The sequence below is a fragment of the Clostridium muellerianum genome (assembly GCF_012926525.1).
Taxonomy (GTDB): Bacteria; Bacillota; Clostridia; order Clostridiales; family Clostridiaceae; genus Clostridium_AM; species Clostridium_AM muellerianum.
Genome location: NZ_JABBNI010000058.1, coordinates 228756 through 248950 on the forward strand (window position 1 = coordinate 228756; position 20195 = coordinate 248950).

Annotated in this window: 16 protein-coding genes and 1 other annotated feature; of the genes, 9 read left to right on the forward strand and 7 right to left on the reverse strand. The window is 30.0% G+C overall.

What is annotated here, in order from left to right:
* Positions 1-85 precede the first annotated feature (85 nt).
* Positions 86-1048, forward strand: coding sequence for a GNAT family N-acetyltransferase (locus HBE96_RS20580; RefSeq protein WP_169299577.1), 963 nt, complete (start codon positions 86-88; stop codon positions 1046-1048).
* Positions 1049-1162: 114 nt separating this feature from the next.
* Here the strand turns inward: HBE96_RS20580 and uppS are convergent, their stop codons facing one another.
* The 3 genes from uppS to HBE96_RS20595 all read right to left on the reverse strand — a co-directional run bounded on the left by uppS (position 1163) and on the right by HBE96_RS20595 (position 3838).
* Positions 1163-1882: a polyprenyl diphosphate synthase gene (uppS, locus tag HBE96_RS20585; RefSeq protein WP_169299578.1), complete on the reverse strand. Its 720-nt coding sequence runs from the start codon at positions 1880-1882 to the stop codon at positions 1163-1165.
* Positions 1883-2106: 224 nt separating this feature from the next.
* Positions 2107-3171 (reverse strand): HAMP domain-containing sensor histidine kinase, encoded by a 1065-nt coding sequence (locus HBE96_RS20590; protein WP_169299579.1) that lies wholly within the window; start codon positions 3169-3171, stop codon positions 2107-2109.
* Entirely contained in the window at positions 3161-3838 is a 678-nt protein-coding gene (locus HBE96_RS20595) for a response regulator transcription factor (RefSeq protein ID WP_169299580.1), read from the reverse strand. Before HBE96_RS20595 ends, HBE96_RS20590 begins: the two co-directional genes overlap by 11 nt.
* 361 nt (positions 3839-4199) lie before the next feature.
* Between HBE96_RS20595 and HBE96_RS20600 the strand changes: the two genes are divergently transcribed.
* From HBE96_RS20600 to HBE96_RS20635, 8 genes are all read left to right on the forward strand, one after another.
* On the forward strand, positions 4200-5426 hold the full coding sequence (locus HBE96_RS20600) for an efflux RND transporter periplasmic adaptor subunit (RefSeq protein ID WP_169299581.1): 1227 nt from the start codon (positions 4200-4202) through the stop codon (positions 5424-5426).
* A 16-nt stretch (positions 5427-5442) separates the two neighbouring features.
* Entirely contained in the window at positions 5443-8499 is a 3057-nt protein-coding gene (locus tag HBE96_RS20605; protein WP_169299582.1) for an efflux RND transporter permease subunit, read from the forward strand.
* A 420-nt stretch (positions 8500-8919) separates the two neighbouring features.
* Positions 8920-10272, forward strand: coding sequence for a branched-chain amino acid transport system II carrier protein (gene brnQ / locus HBE96_RS20610; protein WP_169299583.1), 1353 nt, complete (start codon positions 8920-8922; stop codon positions 10270-10272).
* Positions 10273-10430: 158 nt separating this feature from the next.
* On the forward strand, positions 10431-10586 hold the full coding sequence (locus HBE96_RS20615) for a hypothetical protein (RefSeq protein ID WP_169299399.1): 156 nt from the start codon (positions 10431-10433) through the stop codon (positions 10584-10586).
* Positions 10587-10881: 295 nt separating this feature from the next.
* On the forward strand, positions 10882-12897 hold the full coding sequence (locus HBE96_RS20620) for a methyl-accepting chemotaxis protein (protein ID WP_169299584.1): 2016 nt from the start codon (positions 10882-10884) through the stop codon (positions 12895-12897).
* Between the two features lie 50 nt (positions 12898-12947).
* Positions 12948-13160: a binding site (T-box leader), on the forward strand.
* 141 nt (positions 13161-13301) lie between these two features.
* On the forward strand, positions 13302-14993 hold the full coding sequence (gene argS / locus HBE96_RS20625; RefSeq protein WP_169299585.1) for an arginine--tRNA ligase: 1692 nt from the start codon (positions 13302-13304) through the stop codon (positions 14991-14993).
* 129 nt (positions 14994-15122) lie between these two features.
* A complete protein-coding gene (locus HBE96_RS20630) occupies positions 15123-15920 on the forward strand; it encodes a ribonuclease H-like domain-containing protein (RefSeq protein WP_169299586.1) in 798 nt (265 codons plus the stop codon).
* A gap of 96 nt (positions 15921-16016) precedes the next feature.
* On the forward strand, positions 16017-16403 hold the full coding sequence (locus tag HBE96_RS20635) for a CBS domain-containing protein (RefSeq protein WP_169299587.1): 387 nt from the start codon (positions 16017-16019) through the stop codon (positions 16401-16403).
* A gap of 191 nt (positions 16404-16594) precedes the next feature.
* On the opposite strand, the gene HBE96_RS20640 is transcribed toward HBE96_RS20635, so the two are convergent.
* From HBE96_RS20640 to HBE96_RS20655, 4 genes are all read right to left on the reverse strand, one after another.
* The gene (locus HBE96_RS20640) at positions 16595-16735 is read right to left on the reverse strand and encodes a FeoB-associated Cys-rich membrane protein (protein WP_169299588.1); all 141 of its coding nucleotides are present in this window, start codon (positions 16733-16735) and stop codon (positions 16595-16597) included.
* A gap of 17 nt (positions 16736-16752) precedes the next feature.
* Complete coding sequence (gene feoB / locus HBE96_RS20645) at positions 16753-18516, reverse strand: ferrous iron transport protein B (protein WP_169299589.1); 1764 nt, start codon at positions 18514-18516, stop codon at positions 16753-16755.
* Positions 18517-18540: 24 nt separating this feature from the next.
* Entirely contained in the window at positions 18541-18765 is a 225-nt protein-coding gene (locus tag HBE96_RS20650) for a FeoA family protein (RefSeq protein ID WP_169299590.1), read from the reverse strand.
* A 121-nt stretch (positions 18766-18886) separates the two neighbouring features.
* A complete protein-coding gene (locus HBE96_RS20655; protein ID WP_169299591.1) occupies positions 18887-19750 on the reverse strand; it encodes a TerC/Alx family metal homeostasis membrane protein in 864 nt (287 codons plus the stop codon).
* Positions 19751-20195: the final 445 nt, after the last annotated feature.

Genomic DNA, 20195 nt, shown 5'->3' on the forward strand with positions numbered 1-20195 from the left:
ATTTAATAAATTTTGTGGCGTTTTTATGTTGTAATTCGAAGAATATATAAGCGGAATTATTGATGTAAAAGGAGATTAAGGTTATATGCAAAGTTGGTCAAGTAATATAAATTATTATGAGCTATCAGATAAATATTGTATTGTAAAAGCTAATCCACAAGAATTTGCAATATACGAATCAGTTTATGGTGATAAAGTTTATAATAGATTTGCAGTTAAGCATTGGGATTTACGGTTGGCAATAAGCCTTGATAACCCTTTTGCAAAGTATGAAAGCTTTTATTGGATAAAAGCTGGTGAACTCAGAATAGGTGGAGTACTAATAGAACCTAATGTACTATCGCGTTTATTTATCATTCCACCATTTACAAACTTATTTGAAATAATAAAATTATTAAAAAAGTTATTGATTGAATGGTCGGATTCTAGCAAAAACATATATGCTTATCAAATTTCTAAAGAACAATCTCAATATTTTGAAATGCTTGGCTTTTGGGCAGATAAAAATAGAAGATGGATGATGAGACCTACTGAAGTTTTTGATTTTGACTATGATAACACTATAATAGTAAAAACTCCAGAAGAGAGTAACAATGAAGAAATTGCTAAGCTATTTTATGAAAGTTTTCGTGGAGGTATAGATTATCAGTATGCTGCTAAACAAGATGGACAGGAATGTACGTATGATGGTTATCTAAGTGAAGTAAATGAGTATTTTAACATATGTACTGAAGAAATACTACGTGAAGCATCTACACTTATATATGACAAAGCAGAGAAGAAATTAATTGGTGCTTGTCTTGTAGCATGTATTGAGGAGTGGCCTTTAGTATATACTATTGGGGTTAATCCTTCATATAGAGGAAATCATCTGGCAACAACAATGATTAAAAAGGCACTAACTGTTTTAAATAATAATCAATATACTATTTTACGATTATTTGTAACAGTAGGAAATTTTTCGGAATCAGTTTATTACGAACTTGGTTTCGTTCCAGGGGCTGAATTTAAAAGATTTTATATACCAGCATTAATTAGGCAAGAATGAATAATTAATAGTTAATATGAATTTTTTTCTGTTACACTAAAAAAGCATCTTTTACTATTAACTCTTAACTATTAGTTCTTACCTTATGAAGCTTTGATTTGCGATATACTTATCTTATAAGCATATTTCATTATAATATTTAATGGCATTTTTCAAATGGTCATATTTAAAATCTGGCCAAAGGTCATTTGTAAACCATAACTTGGCTTTTGCAGATTGCCATAATAAAAAATTACTTATTCTCATTTCACCACTCGTTCTAATAATTAAGTCAACATCAGGCAATTTTGAAGTAAACATATAATCGCTAATCAACTCTTCATTTATTTGGTCAACATTGAAATTTTCAGTATCTATGTTATGCATTAAATTTTTTGCAGCATTTGCTATTTCTGAGCGACTTCCATAATTTAATGCTATATTCAATATCATACCTGAATTATTTTTTGTTAAGTCCTCTGTTTTTTTAATTTCAGATATCAACTCAGAGGAAAGATTATCTATAGCGCCAATATGCCTTACTTTAATGTTTTTTTCAGCTTTATTGCCCAATTTTATAAAGAATTCTATAAAAAGTTTCATTAAGAAATTTACTTCTTCATAAGAACGATTCCAATTCTCAGTAGAAAAAACATAGAAAGTAAGTACTTCAACGCCTAATTCAGAACAATGTTTAGTAATATTCTCAATTGGCTTTGTACCAGCTTTATGACCAAAGCTTCGAGGAAGACCTTTACTTTTAGCCCATCGACCATTTCCATCACAAACTATGGCAATATGTTTAGGTATCTTAATTCTGTTATCATTTAATAAATCCTCAATTTGATTATTCACTTTTTTGCCCCCTTTTCTCTAATAGTTGTTAGGTATTAGGTTTGCTTATAGAAACAAAGCATTTTTAATATATTTATATCATACAAAATGAAAATTATTGTAACAATATCTTACAATAACAGAGTCTAAAATGAAAGGGTATGTGGGAAAATAAAATATATATTTTTGCTTATGTGATTTAAAACAATATATAAAACGTGCGTAAAATGCATAATAAAAAATTTCTACATACTTATTCTATATGATATATTACTAGTCGGTAATTCTATAATAAAAGTTGTACCATTACCATCTGTGCATTGCACGTAAATAGTGCCGCCGTGCAGTTCTATAATTTTTTTTGTAATTGGAAGTCCCAAGCCATTTCCATGTGTGGCATGAGAAGTGTCTCCCTGATAAAACTTATCAAAAATGTGCTTTTGCGTTTCCTCATCCATTCCAGGGCCATTATCGCTTATGCTAAAGCGAATTGAGCTATTATACTGATGCAGACTCATATGAATTAGAACATGTGCAGTAGTAAACTTAATTGCATTATCAATAAGATTAATCCACACCTGGCTAATCAAATCCTCATCTCCAGTAAAATTAATCTCTTCGCACTCAAAATCAAAGGAAGGGTCTTTTATGTTCCATTTTTGTGCCATGATTGCAATACACCTTCTAATCTGTTCTGTTAGGTTATATTCTTTTGAATTTGAGATAATGGCCTGATTTTCAATTTTGCAGATATTCAGCACATTTTTAGATAGATCTACCAAGCGATCAGATTCACTGATTATGATGTCAAGATATTCATTATGTTCTTCCTCTGTTAAATCACTATATTTCAACATTTTGGCGAAACCACGCATTGATACAATAGGTGATTTGAATTCGTGGGAAAAGTTGTTTACGAAATCAGAACGTAAAATTTCGATGCTACTAAGTTCCTCCGCCATGTGATTAAAACTTTTGCTAAGCTGCTGAAGTTCTGGGATGCCTTTAAGATTAATTCGTGTACTAAAATCTCCTGCTGAAAGAGTATCTATTGCAACCATAATTTTACGAAGTAGTCTTAATGGAATCCTGCTGAAAATAACCGATAACATCGTTCCAAGCAGTATACTGATTAGGGCGAATGTAACAAACATACGAAGAGGATTAGGCGAAAGCTGTAATTGAATTATTCCTTTACTTCTTAATAATAGGAGAATAAATATGATACATGACGTAGACACTAGAATAAGAAATACAAGTCCTGTAAAAATCATTGTCAATCGCCAGTAAGAGGTTTTTTTACTCAACATTCTTCACCGCCTTATAGCCAACACCTCGGATGGCAACAATATCAAACTCAGGATAGCTGCCAAATCTTTTACGTAGTCTTGTGATATGTACATTAACAGTGGTATCCACAGACTCTGAATCCATTCCCCATATTTCATCCATTAATTGAAGGCGGGTGAAAATATAATCAGGAGTAGAGAGCAGTCTATAAAGCAGCTGAAATTCCTTCTTTGGAAGGGTCTGTTTTTCTTCCTCCCGTGTGACAGTAAACGCATCACTATCTAGTATAACTTTGCCAATTTTAAGTATATGCTCACTTGCTTCCTTTGCTCGCCTAAGCAAGGCTTTAATACGCCAAAGCAGCTCTTCTTCATCTGCTGGCTTTGTCATATAATCATCCGTTCCAGATTGAAATCCTTTGATTTTATCTGCAGTAAGTTGTTTAGCCGTTAGCATTAGAATAGGAATCATATTTCCACTATTTCGTAGGATTTCAGTGAATTCATATCCATTCATTTTCGGCATCATAACATCCAGCACAATAAGGTCAATATGGACTTGATCTAAGATGTCAAGTGCAATAGTTCCATTATGAGCTAAATGCACTTCATATCCAGCATGACTGAGAATAGCCTTCATCAACCTAGCCTGGCTTTTATCATCTTCTACAACCAAAATTTTAAACATTATAATACCTCCATGCCTTTTTAAATAATTATAACATGAAAAAAAACTTAAGATTAACAGATATTAAAATTGCTCTTAATTCTATTTGTTTATAATTTGTTCATATTTCTAAGTCGTGAGTTAATTTTTAGTTTTTCATGCTGCCATATAATGTCGATTATGAGTAGTTTAACAAGTTGATCATAAAACTTGCATTAAGTTTATTGAAAAAACTAGACTAAAAATTAATCTAGTTTTTGTTAAGTTAATTCCATTCAACGAATATTTAATAAAAAAAGAGCTGTTGTAAATAAAAAATTAAAAAATGTCTAATGAAATTAATTTTAATAAATAATTTGCATTTATTATTAGGAGGAAAAAAATGATTAAAAGAAAGAAGTTAATTTGTATAATAATTGCGTTAGTTGCTGTTTCTGTTATAACAGTTGGAGTAAGTGCTTTTTCAGGTAAATCTAAAAGTAAATCATCTATAATTAACATGAATAAAGTTTCTGTAAAAGTAGTTAAGGTAAGTACAAGTTCAGTTACAAGCAATGCATCTTTTAATGCTTCACTTGAGGCGTCTGAAGAGGGAACTATAAGTAATAAAGTAGGAGGTAAGGTTACACAAGTTTCCTTTGAAAATGGACAAAGCGTGTCAGCTGGACAAGCTTTAATAAAGTTAGATGATACTGATATAAGAAATAATATAAAGTCTAGTGAAGCACAAGTTGCTGCGGCACAAGCTCAATTGAATTCATCAGAGAGTTCAGCAAACTCTTCACAAATAGGAATTAATAAGCAGCAAACAAATTTAGAAAGTGCTAAGAGAAACTATGATAGAATGAAGGCCCTTTATGATCAAGGTGCAGAAACAAAAGTTGATCTTGAAAATGCAGAAACACAGCTAAAAAATGCGCAAACTGATTTACAAACAGCTAAGGCTAATGCTCAGTCTTCAAGTCTTTCTGCTGAAGCGCAAAGAGCTAATATACAAAAATCACAAACAGATTTGAATACTCAAAGAGAATCACTACAAAATACAATTATTACAGCACCAGTTAGTGGAGTTATCAGTGGAAAAAATGTTACTGTAGGTCAATATATAAGCCCTGGAACAGTTATTGGAAAAGTAGAAAATATATCTTCAATAAATGCTGTTATTGAAGTGAAAGATAGTGATTTAAGTTATGTAAAATTAGAAGCAAAAGCTAAATTTAAGCTAAGCAGTGAAGATTCAAAAGAATATGATGGAGTTATTAAGAGTATTGATGGGGTAGCAGATCCTCAATCTAGAATATTTAAATGTAAAATTCAAATTGACAATAAGGATGGAAAGCTTAAGCCTGGTGTTTTTGGAAAGATAAAAATTGTTAAGGATGAAAATAAAAAAGCAATTACATTGCCATTAAAAGCACTGGGAGGTAGTAAAGGAAAGTATTATGTTTTTACAAATAATAATGGAGCAGCCAAAAAGCAAAATATAACTGTAGGAGAAATTAGTGAAGATACAGTAGAAATAAAGTCTGGAATAAAAGATGGAGATAATGTCATTTGTACTAATGTAGGCACTTTGCAAGATGGTGATGCTGTAAAAGCAGCAGAATAGGAGTTGAAGTTTAATTATGTTTTTATCAGATGTTAGTTTAAAAAGACCTGTATTTATCACTGTAATTATTATTGCTTTATTGGCTTTAGGTGCCATTAGTTATATAAATTTACCAATGGATCAGCTTCCAGATGTTGATATGCCAACAGTATCTGTTAGGATAACTCAAAATGGAGCAGATCCAGATCAAATTGAGTCAAAGATAACAAAAAAAGTAGAAGATTCAGTAAGCCAAATATCGGGAGTTAAGCATGTTAGCTCAACTATAACAGGAGGAGTTTCAAGTACTACTATTTCTTTTGAACTAGAAAAACCTTCAGCTGAAGCAATGCAGGAGGTAAAAGATAAGTTATCTAATATTAGAAGTGGTTTGCCAAGAGATATTGATGATCCTATAGTTTCAAAATTTGATGCTAGTGCATCAGCTATTTTTTCTTTTGCTATAACGGGCTCAATGTCTAATAAAGAGTTATCACAGATAGTAGATGATAACATTGTGAAAAAATTACAAACTATAAATGGTGTTGGAGCCGTAAGTATCTCTGGTGAAGAGGAAAAAGAAGTTCACATAAAACTAAATAAAGAAAAAATGAATTCCTTAAATATTACAGTTTCAGAACTTACTAATGGTTTAAGTGCTGATAATATTAATTTATCAAGTGGAAAAGTTTCTGGCGGAGATACACAAATAAGCTTAAAAACTGATTCTTCTATAAAGAAGGTAGATGATTTTCTTAATGTTTTAATTACAAAACGTAATGGAGTAGAAATTAAACTTGGAGATATTGCAACAGTTGAGGATGGAAGTAAAGAAAAAAGTAGTTTATCTTTTTATAATGGTAAAGAAGCAATTGGTATTGATATTGTTAAACAATCTAATTCAAATACAGTGCAAGTAGCTAAGGATGTTAAAAAAGAAATTGAAAACATAAAAAAAAGCTTGCCATCAGGGGTTAAAATTAACCTTGTAGCAGATAATTCAACATCTATAATTGATTCAGTTAAAGATGTTCAGCAAACAATGATAGAAGGATGTATACTTGCAGTTGTCGTAGTTTTTATATTTCTTAGAAATGTTGCAAGCACTGCAATTAGTGCTATTGCCATACCTGTATCCATAATTACTACTTTTGCAGTAATGAAATTTATGAATTTTACACTTAATACAGTATCACTAATGGCTTTATCTCTTGCAGTTGGACTTTTAATTGATGATGCCATAGTTGTTATTGAAAATATCGTGCGTCATCTTCATATGGGAAAAAGTCCAATACAAGCAGCAAAGGATGGAACTTCAGAAATAGGACTTGCAGTTATAGCTACTACTCTTGCCATAGTAGCAGTATTTCTTCCTATTGCTATGATTAATGGTATGGTAGGAAAGTTTCTTGTGCAATTTGGACTGACTGTTGCTGCCAGTGTTTTGGTTTCACTATTTGTAGCATTTACCTTAGTACCAATGCTTTCTGCAAAGAATTTAAGCAGTAGAGAAAAAGAAATACCTATAATAGGAAAATTTCTAGAAAGATTTAATAATTCTTTTGATAATTTATCTAAGGCTTATTCTAAATTGTTAAAGTGGTCACTAGAACATAGAATTGTAACTTTAATGATACCAATAGGGTTATTAGTAGTAAGTTTGCTTTTAGCTACACAATTGAAGACAGGCTTTGTTGCTGCAACGGATAATGGACAAATAGCAATAACAGCAGATTTGGATTCAAGTTCTACCCTGGATAATGCTTCAAAAGTTGACAAAGATATGGAAGCTATTATTAAGAAAAATAAAACTGTAAAATATATATCTTCTACAGTTCAGTCGAATAAAATTAGACTTAATGTAAAAATTTCAGATAAGCAAGATAGAAAAGATGGTATTGATGAAATTATAGCAAAAATGCGACAGGATTTAGTTAATATTTCAGGAATCAATTTATCAATTAACTCAGCTGGTGGCTCTACAGGCTCAGGTAAGGCGGTTCAATATCATATTCAGGGTTCAGATTTTGAAAAACTTAAGGAATATGCTTTAAAGGCTGAAAAAGTGATGAAAAATACTCCTGGAGCAGCAGATATAGGAATTACTTATACATCTGGGAAACCAGAAGTGAAACTTGAAGTGGATAGAGATAAGGCTGCGGATTTAGGAGTAAATCCAAGTACAATTTCTAGTACATTGAATACCCTATTTAATGGAACTGTAGTGAGTCAGTATGAAACTGAAAAGGATAGATACGATGTTCGTATGCAACTTGAAAAAAATGATAGAAAAGATTTTGATAGTTTACAAGGAATCTATGTGACCAGTACAAGTAATAAAATGATTCCTATAGATCAAGTAACTAAAAAGGTATTCTCTACATCTTCATCTACTATAAATAGATATGATAAAGAAAGAGAAATTCAATTAAGCGCAAATTATGCTCAAGTAGCACAAAGTGATTTTACTAAAGCATTTAATAATAAACTAAAAAGTGAAGCGCCTATGCCAAAGGATATAAAATTAAGCGCTGGGGGAAGTCAAGACCAAATGGCAGAAAGTATGGGAGGTTTAGCTCAGGCACTTCTCATGGGAATTTTATTTATATTCCTTGTAATTGCAGCTCAGTTTGAAAGTTTTGTAGATCCATTTGCTATTTTACTTTCGCTGCCACTAGCCATTATTGGTGCAATTTTAGGTTTGCTTGCTGGCAATAAAGAATTAGATATGATGTCTGCAATAGGTGTTATTATGTTGATGGGGTTAGTTACCAAAAATGCAATTTTACTTATTGATTTTGCAAAACAAAATTACAGTAAAGGAATGAATTTAAAAGAAGCTTTAATAAATGCCGGTCATACACGTTTAAGACCAATTATTATGACTTCTTTAGCAATGATTTTTGGTATGATTCCTACAGCAATAGCCTCTGGCGCAGGATCAGAACAACGTGCACCTATGGCTTTTGCAATTATTGGAGGATTAATTACATCCACATTATTGACATTATTATTTGTGCCAGTGGTATACACATATTTGTATGACTTAAAGAGATTTTTTAGTAAAAAGTTAAAAAGGTTTAATGAAAAATAGTAACATTGTACAAGCAGTATCATATAATATTACTGAGCGAAGGATGAAAATAAGAAGAAACTAGTTTATTTTTATTAAAAATAATAGAGCAAAGGTGTCATTTAGCCTTTGCTCTTTTTTATAGCTTAAAATTATATAAGAAGAATGGAATTTAATATTTTAGAAACAAAAAAGTAGCAAAGCATATGCTTAAAATTCATACTTATGCATTTTAAGGCAGTTCTTTATCTTTATTTAGTTTAAGAAAGAAAAAATGAGATAGCTAAAATAAATAATATACCATGGAAAAAATAAATTTTACTAATAGTTTTAACTATATTATAATAAAAAAGCTAATTAAGGTATTATTAAAAAGAGTAAAAATGTGAATATTATTGTAAAAATTTTTAATAATATCAGTAACATTTGAGGAGGATTATTATGAAACAAAAGCTAAGTTTTCAGCAAAATTTGCTGATAGGTTCATTGTTATTTGGACTATTTTTTGGTGCAGGTAACTTGATTTTTCCAGTACAAATGGGACAAAAAGCTGGAAATCACACTTTGATAGCCACTATTGGATTTTTAATCACAGGTGTAGGACTGCCTATGGTTGGAATTGTTGCATCAGCACTTTCAAAAAGTGAAAGCTTATTCGATATGGCAAAACCCATCAGTCCACGTTATGCAAGTATATTTACCTGTTTATTATACTTAACAATAGGCCCGTTATTTGCTATTCCGAGAACTGCCACAGTAGCATTTGAAGTAGGAATTCATCCTTTTATTTCTAATGAATATTTAAAGGTTGGGCTTATTATTTTTTCATTAATATTTTTTGCTATTACAATTTATTTTTCACTAAAACCAGGACAAATTTTAGATTGGGTGGGTAAATATCTTACTCCTACTTTTTTGGTACTTCTATCAGTTTTATTAATTGCTACTTTTATAAAACCAATGGGACAAGCTAGCCAATATGTTGCTCAAGGAAATTATGCTGCTCAGCCATTATTTACTGGTTTATTAGATGGGTATAACACTATGGATGCTTTAGCATCTCTAGCATTTTCTATTATTATTATTTCTAATATACAAAAGTTAGGAATTAAAGATTCTAATTCGATTGCTGCTGAAACATGTAAATCAGGTTTGGTTAGTGTTGTTGGTATGGCTATTATTTATGCATCATTAGCTTATATGGGAGCTACAAGCTTAGGTAGTGTTAATCGTGCTGATAATGGAGGAAGTATCCTATCTATGGTGAGTAACCATTATTTTGGAGTTGTTGGTAAAGTATTATTAGCAGCTATTGTAGGAATTGCATGTATAAAAACAGCTATTGGTTTGATAACTTCTTGTTCTGAAATGTTTAGTGAAATGTTCTCAAAATCAATTTCTTATAAGAAGTATGCTGTTTTATTTACACTAGTTTCATTTGTAATTGCTAATTTTGGATTAGAGAATATCATACAGCTATCTGTACCAGTTCTTATGTTTTTATATCCATTAGCCATTACTTTGATTTTATTATCAGTATTAGCTCCATTTATTCATAAGCAAAGTGATGTTTATAAATGGACAACTGGCTTAACAATTATTGCAGCATTTTTTGATTTATGTAAGGCGTTACCACAATCCATGCAGGGAAATGTTATAGTTACACAAATTGTTAATTTTGCTCATTTATATTTGCCTGGATTTGATTATGGATTTGGATGGACATTACCAGCACTTTGCGGCTTTTTTATAGGACTAATTATTTGGGGGATTCGTTTAAGAAAAGTGATATAGCTTAAAATAAAAAACATTATATATAGAGAGAAATCCTATGCAGAAGTAGTAAATATTATTTAAAAATTAGTAAAGAGAATATATTATCACTTCCATAGAATTTTTAACTGTTGTAGATTATACTAACTCAAAGTACTCCAATACAGTAATAAATTTAAATGGAAGTGATATTTTTGTACATTTCTTCAGATGAAATTAGAAAACTTGCAGAGCAATCTAAAAATTCAACAGAAGAAATTAAAAAGATTATTGAAGATATACAAAAAATATCGAAACAGTTAAGTACAGAAATTAACAGGTTCATTTTAAAATAATTATATTGAAAAAAGGGTCTTATGCATTAAGGATAAATACTATAATGTATTGAGTTTGTTATTAATTGTAAAACAATATATCGTATGTAGATTCTTAATGCATAAGACCTTTTTTTATTTTGTTACAAAACAAATACTAAGACATAAAACTCAACACCAGTATTTTATATATTAAGAAAAAATAATCTTAATTTGTATTAACTATGAAAAAAATTGCGGTTTATTGATATTTAATGTAAAATTTAAGTGCCTGGTAAATTAACTTTATGTTTAATGCAGAATGGGGGAAAGCATCATGATAACGAATACAAAAACTTTAAAATTTAAGATTACGGTAAACTCTATATTAGTAGTGTTGTTAGTTACAGTAGTACTTGCAGCTGCATCCTATAATATAATTAGCAAAAGATTGGATGCACAGATAAAAATTGATGGAAACAATTTTGTAGAAGAAGTAGTTTCAGAAATTGAAACTAACAATTCAGTATTAACAAACTTAAACGATCTTTTAGGACAAAAAATTAAAACTACGGCTTATTTAGTTGGTCAAAATTCTAATGTATCAAATGAATATTTAAAGCAGGTAGCAGATGAAATTCAAGTACAGGAAATAGACATATCTGATCCTCAAGGTGTAATACTTTATTCAAACATACCAGCTAATATTGGATATAAATATCCAGAAGATCATCCTGTGCAGCCTGTTCTTAAAGCACAAAAAACTGAACTTATTGAAAATGTAAGAAAGAGTACAAATTCATCAGATAACAATTATTATAAATATGGTTGTGTGTCTTTAAAAAATGGTGGAATTGTACAAGTAGGTGTTATTGCAAATCAAGTTGAAAAATTAAATCAAGCAGTAAATGACCAAAACTTAGTAAATAAGTTAGGCAAAAAGTCAAATATAGTATTTGCATTAACTTTTAATACTGATTTGAAGGTTTTGGCACACAGTGATAAAAGTAGAGTTGGAATGTCTTTAACAGATGCAGGAAGTAAAACTGCAGCAAAGGGCCAAGCATATAGTTCTGTGTATAATTATAAAAGAATGACAGATGTGTATGATGTTTTAGTACCTGTAAAAGATAACAGTGGAAAAGTAATTAAGGTTGTTGATGTAGGAATTTCACTTAAAAACAAACATGAGGCGCTAGTAAATGTTATATTTAGTTTTATAATAATATGTTTACTTGCACTTATAATAAGTTGGTTAATATTAAGAACATTGGTGGGTAAAAATTTAAAACCTTTAGCTAAATTAGCTGAAGGAGCAGAGGATATTTCAAGTGGTAATCTGACAAAAAATATAGAAATAAATAGTGAAGATGAAATAGGAAATGTTGGACATAGTTTTAATAATATGATTGATAATCTTAGAGGGATTACAGGAGATATTAATAATGTATCACAAAATTTAGCAGCTTCCACAAAAACAATTTTAGCATCTTCTGAGCAAGTTTCAGAGGTGTCAGAGGAAATTTCTGTTTCCATACAGGAAGTTGCTGATGGATCAGAAAAGCAAGTTGCAGCGGCAGATGAAATATCGAGTGGCATGAAAACTGTAGTAGATAACATATCCAATATAAATGAAAAGGTTACTAATGTAGTAGAATTTTCTAAAGATATAAGCAAACTTGCAGTAGATGGAAGAGAAAAAATGGACAACATGGTTACACAAATTAATGTTATAAAAAACAGTGTGAATTATTCATCAGAGGTAATAGTAGAACTTCAAAAAACTTCTGAAGAAATAGGAAATATTGTAGAAATAATAGATGGAATAGCAGACCAGACTATGTTATTAGCTCTTAATGCTTCTATAGAAGCTGCTGGTGCAGGTGAAGCAGGAAAAGGGTTTGCTGTGGTAGCAGATGAAGTTAGAAGTTTGGCAGAGGAATCTAGAGCGTCTTCAAGTACTATTAAAGATTTAATTGTTGCAACACAAGAGAAAACTAATAAAGCACTTTTATCTATAAAAGAAGGCAGCAGGGAGTCTGAAAAGGGAGAAGTTATAGTAAAAGTAGTTGGAGAATCTCTAAATAAGATTTTGAAAGCTTTTGATGAGACAAGAGATAACCTAGAACAGGTTAATAAAATGGTTGTAAATTCTAAGGGGACTATTGTTAGTGTGGATCAAAATGTAAATAAGATACAGGAGGTTACAACGAATACAGCAGCAAACACTGAAGAAGTAGCAGCATCTGCACAGGAACAAACAGCAGTACTTCAAAGTATTGCAGAAGACTTACAAAAGCTTAATGAAATGTCAGAAAAACTTCAGGAAAGTGTTAAAATATTTAAAATATAAGTGTTGACAAAAAAATATAAGTAGTAATATAATAGATTATAAATTATATATTAAATTCATTGAAGAGAAGAGTACTTTTAGAATTGATTTGAAGCGAGCAGGGATGGTGGAAGCCTGTATGAGATCTAAAATGGAAGAGAACCTCTGAGAATCTTGTTCTTGAAAGATTAGGAGCAAGGCGTTAACGGCGTTAGAGTTTCGAGTGGATAAGGTAGTGATACCTGTCAATTAGAGTGGTACCGCGGATATAACCCGTCTCTTTTTAAAAGAGACGGGTTTTTTATAAGTAAATATATATAAAGTAAATTTTAATTATTTAGCACCAAAGCTGTTTACTTACTATAAGTGCAAGTGAGAATTACGGATGGAGGCTAGTGATCAATTATATTTTTGGAGGTTTTAATATGGATTACAAAAAATTAGTAGCAGAAAGAATAAAAGAAAATGTTGAATTGGATTTAGAAACCATAGAAAGGTTAATAGAAATACCACCAAAATCTGATATGGGAGATTTTGCTTTTCCATGCTTTCAACTATCAAAGGTTTTAAGAAAAGCACCAAATTCTATAGCAGAAGAATTAAAAAATAAAATAAATAAAGAAAGTTTTGAAAAAATTGAAAATTTAGGACCATACTTAAATTTCTTTGTTGATAAAGTGGATTTTACAAAAAATACAATAGAAAAGGTTCTTACAGAGAAAGAAAAGTATGGAGCTTCAGATATGGGAAAGGGAAAGAATATAACTATAGATTATTCTTCACCTAATATTGCAAAACCTTTCCATGTTGGACATCTAAGCACTACAGCTATAGGAAATGCTCTATACAAAATTTTATCTTTTGAAGGATTCAATTGTATAGGTATTAATCATTTAGGAGATTGGGGAACTCAGTTTGGAAAGCTTATATCAGCTTACAAGAGATGGTGTGATGAAGAAGCTCTAGAAAACAAACCAATAAATGAATTATTAAGGATATATGTTAAATTCCATGAAGAAGCTGAAAAGGACCCATCTTTAGAAGATGAAGCAAGAATGTATTTTAAAAAATTAGAAGATGGATGTGAAGAAGAAACTAAACTTTGGCAGAGGTTTAAAGACTTAAGTTTAAAGGAATTTAAAATTGTTTATAATATGCTTGGAGTAGAATTTGATTCTTATGCAGGAGAAAGCTTCTATAATGATAAAATGGATGCAATAATTGAAGAAATAGATAAAAAAGGCTTGCTTACAGATAGTAATGGAGCTAAAGTTGTAATGCTTGATGACTATAATATGCCTCCATGTATCATAAAAAAATCAGATGGAGCAACTATTTATGCTACTCGTGATTTAGCAGCAGCAAGCTATAGAAAGAAAACTTATGATTTTTATAGAAATATATATGTAGTAGGAGCAGCTCAGTCTCTTCATTTTAAACAATTATTTACTACATTAAAGCTTATGGGACATGATTGGGCTGATGATTGCAAACATGTAGCTTTTGGACTTGTTAGATTTGCAGATAAAAAGTTATCAACAAGAAAAGGGGACGTTATATTCCTAGAAGATTTATTGAATGAAGCTGTAGAAAAGACTTTAGAAGTAATAAATGAAAAGAATCCTGATTTAGAAAATAAAGAGGAAGCTGCTAAAAAGATAGGTATAGGATCAGTGGTATTTGCTTACTTAAAGAATAACAGAGAAAAAGACATAATATTTGACTGGAAGGAAATTTTGAGTTTTGATGGTGAAACAGGTCCATATGTTCAATACAGCTATGCAAGAGGAAAGAGCATTCTTAGAAAAGCAGGAGAAATTAAAGGAAGTGCAGACTATAGCAAGTTAAGTTCTAAAGAAGAGTTTGAACTTGTAAAGTCTCTTGGAAACTTCCAAAAATCTATATTACATTCTATAGATAAATTAGAACCTTATATAGTAACAAGATATGTAATTGAAGTAGCTAAAGGATTTAATAAATTTTATAATGCTCACAGCATAATGAATGCAGAAGATGATGCTACAAAGGTAGCAAGAATTAAATTAGTAGAAGCTACCTGTCAGGTTCTAAAGAATGGATTGGCTTTAATAGGAATTGAAACAGTAGAAAAAATGTAGCTTTAAAAGTGCTTTAGGACAGTTAAATATTGTCCTAAAGCACTTTTATTAGTTGTTTTCAAATGTTTTTCATTGTTATATAATAAGTAATGTAGGTTTAGGAAAACAAAAGTTTGGAGGACTTTATAAATGTTTATAAAAGAATATAAAGAAGTATTAAGTTTGCATGAAAATGTATTCCAATACTACAATATGGATAAAATTGTATACTTTGATATAGAAACTACAGGTTTTGATAAGGAAGAGGATTATGTAATACTTATATCTTTAGGAAGATTTGAAGATGAAAATAATTTTTACATAAAACAATATTTTTTGGAAAATTTAGAAGATGAAAAAGAACTGTTATGCAATTTTAAAAAAGATATAATTGGATATAAAAAATGGTGCTCATACAATGGTATAGCCTTTGATGAACCTTTTATAAAGAAAAGAATGGAAAAGCAAAATATAATATTTGAGTCTCCAAAGTATCATATAGATTTATATAGACTTATAAGACCTTATTATAAACAAATGGGTATGCAAAGATGTAATCTTAAAACTGTAGAAAAGTATATAGGTATACAAAGAGAAGATCAGATAGATGGAGGTATAAGTGTAGACTTATATAAAGAATTTTTATTAACTTCTAGTGAAGAACTTAAAGAAAAAATTATGCTGCACAATTATGAAGATGTATTAAGTTTGCCTAAAATACACGAACTTATTTTTAAAGTAGATAATAATCATGATTTAGTTAGAGAAAACGTGATTACAAAAAAGCAATGTAAATATCTTAAAGGTCTCCTTAAGAAAAATAATATTAACTTGGATGTGGACATAGATAGAATATCCAGAAAAGCTGCTTCAAGAACTATAGATAATATACTCAGAGGATGTATAGATTGCAATGAATTAAAAGACATAATTAGCAATAGTTACTAAATTGAATAGCAAATTTAAATAGGTAATATAAATTATTAAAAATATTTAGACTTTCGGCACAATTCATTGTATAATATAGAAAAGGAGGTAGATTTTATGATAGGACAAATAATGCATTCTGATATAGTTAAAATAAAAACAGATGACGATTTAAAAAAGGCACTTGAGATCATAAATTCTAATAAAGTAAATGGGGCACCTGTAGTTGATGAAAACGATAAATTAGTAGGTATAATAGTTAAAGCTGATATATATAGATTTTTAATGGAAGAAGGTCATTATGATACTTGCCCTGTGGATTGGGTAATGACAAAAAATGTTGTTACAGCATCTAAAAATGAGGGTATTGTGGAAGTAGCAGCTCGTCTTAGAAAAAACGATATTATTGCTATTCCTATAGTAGACGATGGCATTTTGGAAGGTATAGTGTCCATTGAAGATATAGTTGATTATATAATAGAAAAAGAAGAATATTATAATTAGACATATTTAAAAAAATAACAAATCAGTATGTTAGTATATTTTGCGCCATACTGCGTCAACAGAACCCTTTGATAGAACAACTATCAGCGGAACATGTTTCCTTGTCGATTGCAAAATATCTAACATCTTTGACTTGTTATTTTCTTTTATATGCCTTAATAAAAAGCCTGTTTAAATATACAGGCTTTTTATTAATTTTTTTTGTAATGACTGCAGTGGTTGGAACAACAGCCGCAGTCACAGTTTCCAGAAGCTTTTTTCTTTATATTCTTGTATAATATATATGCTGCAAAGGAAACTAGAATAACAGTTACTAAAATTTCAATTAGCATATTTTTAACCTCCAAATTTAAAATATCATAGAACCTAATCTGAAAACTATAAAAGATATCAGCCAGGCTAAGGCAAATTGGTATACTACAGAAAATACAGCCATATTTTTACCATATTCTTTTTTCATGGCAGCTACTGCAGATATACATGGAGTATACAGTAGTACAAAAACTAAAAATGCATAAGCTGACATTGGTGTAAAATGGTGAATAAGAGATATTTTTAAATCACCGCCGTATATAACACCCATAGTACCTATTACTGCTTCTTTAGCCATAAGGCCTGTAAGTAATGAAACTGAACTTTGCCAATCTCCAAAACCTAGAGGTTTAAATATTATGCTAATATAATTTCCAATATAAGCTAGCATACTATTATTTATGTCTGTCATACCGTAAATGTTAAAGTTAGATAAAAACCAAATAAGTACTGACATTGAAAATATTATAGTTCCAGCCTTTTTCAAAAAGCCTTTACCTTTATCCCAGGTGTGTAAAATAACATTCTTTAATTCGGGAAGCTTGTATTCAGGAAGTTCTATTATAAAAGGTTCTTCGTCTTTTTTAAATAAAGTGTTTTTAAAAAGTATTCCTATTATAAAGGATATAATGATTCCTAAAAAGTATAGAGACATTATAACAGACGTTTTATTTGCAGGGAAGAAAGCGGAAGCAAATATAACGTATATAGGCAATCTTGCATTACAAGACATAAGTGGAACAAGTAGGGCAGTAAGTTTTCTGTCTTTTTCGCTTTCTAAAGTTCTAGCTGACATAATTCCAGGAACTGAACACCCGAAGCTCATTACTAAAGGAATAAAGGCTTTTCCTGATAGTCCCATTTTTCTCATTAATTTATCCATTATAAAGGCAGCTCTAGCCATGTAACCACTGTCCTCAAGTATAGATATGCCAAGGAAAAGTGCCATGATAACAGGTAAAAATACTACTACAGAGCCAACACCGCCTAAAATACCTTCTAGAAGTAGTGATTTAAACCAAGGGCTTGTACTAGACAACAGGTTTTCTAAAAAAGGAATTAAGGCTGAATTTAAAAGCATATCTAGTTCATCCGACAAGGGTTGTCCTACCCAGCTAAAAGTAAATTTGAAAATTAAAGCTAAAGTAATAAAAAATATTGGGTAAGCTAAAAATTTATTAAGTACAATTTTATCTATTTTTTCTGTAGGTGAAATATAATTTTTAGCTTTACTAATAAAGCATTTATTTAGAACTTTATTAATATAGTCATAAGTTTCTTTTTCGTTTTGAAACTGAAATTCATTCTCAGCACGTTGGCTTAAAAAATCGCCGCCAATAAGCATTTCTTTTAAATTATTTATTCCTATGCCTTTGGAAGCAACAATTGGTATTACTGTTACATTTAATTCTTTAGATAATAAAGAGTAGTCTATTTTAATTCCTTTGGAATCTGCCACATCTATCATATTTAACACTAAAATTATAGGTTTATTAAAGCTTTTAAGTTGAGTTGTAAGGTATAAATTTCTATCTAAATTCGAAGCATCTACTATGTTTATAATTACATCTGCACCACCGCTAACCAAAAATTCTCTAGATACTTTTTCTTCATTGGAGAAGGTATCCATGGCATAAATTCCTGGAAGATCTACAATCTTTAAGGAAGGGTCCAGGTATCCTTCTTTTTTATCTACAGTTACTCCTGCCCAATTACCTACATATTGGTTAGATCCGGTTAAAGTGTTAAAAAGTGATGTTTTTCCTACGTTTGGATTGCCAAGCAAAGCTGCTGTAATCATATTAGTCCTCCTAAGATATTATAATTATGAATTTTTAATAAATATGTTTTTGGCGTCTTTTTTACGTATTGCTAAATTAAATCCTCTTAAGGTTATTACTATAGGATCACCAAGTGGAGCTGAAGCCTTTAAAGCCACTTCTGTTCCTTCTATACATCCTAAAGCAAGCAATCGTTTTGTTAGTTTTTCATTTCCACATATGCTTTCTATTAAAGCTGTCTCTCCAAGTTTTAAATCACAAATACTCATTATTACCACCTCGTAATGAAAATCATTATCATTTATTATATATTAATAATAACATCATTTATAAACAGTGTCAATATGAAATGATGAAAAATAAAAAACACCCTTAAGATGGGTGCTTTTACTATTGAGCTATGTCTTTTGAAGTATCACAAGGTACTGAGGCTTTTTCTTTTTTAGGTATAAATACTGAAACTAGGATGCTTAAAGCAAGTAGAGCAAATATAGTAATTAGAGATACCAAAGTAGAAATATCTACATGGAAGAACCCTGCCGAAAGTTTTATACCTGTAAATATAAGTATTAGGGCAACTCCATATTTTACATAAGCGAATTTGTTGTGAAGTTTTTCTAATAGAAAATACATATTTCTAAGTCCTAATATTGCAAATATATTAGAAGTATATACTATAAAAGGGTCTGTGGTTATGGAAAATACAGCAGGAATTGAATCTATTGCAAATAGTATATCTGATCCTTCTATAAGTATAAGTATTGCAAAAAGTGGGGTAGCATATAGAACTTTATTTTGTCTTGTAAAGAATTTTTCTCCTTCTAATTTATTTGAAATAGGTATTATCTTATGTAAAACCTTTAGAAGTTTGTTATCTGTGAAATTTTGTACTTTTTCTTTCTTAAACATCATTTTAAGGCCACTTACCATAAGTATTAATCCGAATACGTATAATATCCAGTGAAATTTATTAACAATAGTTACTCCTAAGATTACAAATATGAATCTTAAAATTACTGCTCCAGCTATACCATAAGTTAGAACTCTTTTTTGATATTCAGGTTTTATTCCAAAAGTTTCAAATACCAGTAAGAATAAAAACAGATTGTCTAAACTTAAGCTTTGTTCAATTACATAACCACCTAAAAAAGCTAAAGCCTTTTCATGTCCCATAAATATATAAATTCCAATATTGAATAGCAGAGCCAGTCCGCACCAGAATGCAATATGTTGTAGTGACTTTTTTGTAGACATAAAATAAAACCTCCCTATAATCTTTAAATTTATTTAGTATTATCTTTAATTAAAACATGGGTATTTGTATTAAAAACGCACGAAGACTTTTAACATAATCTTTAGAACCAAATAAGGATTATGTTAAAAGTCTCATTACCATATACAGGTTTACAAAGCCAGATTATCAATCGTATTGTTGACTTTGTAATTTTAATTACTCCCTTTTAACAAGTAGTTATTAATTTGTTAATGAAATAATACCATAAGAATTAACTCAATGTCAAGTTAAAAATAATATTTATAGGGATTAATTCTAATGTTATATATAGTATTTCATACCATTACTGAAATTGAAAACATAAAACAATAACTTGATAAAAATTATGATATCCATTTTTGATTGATATTAATTAATGATAGCTGTCACTTGTTAATTATATTTAATAGGATATATAATTAAATT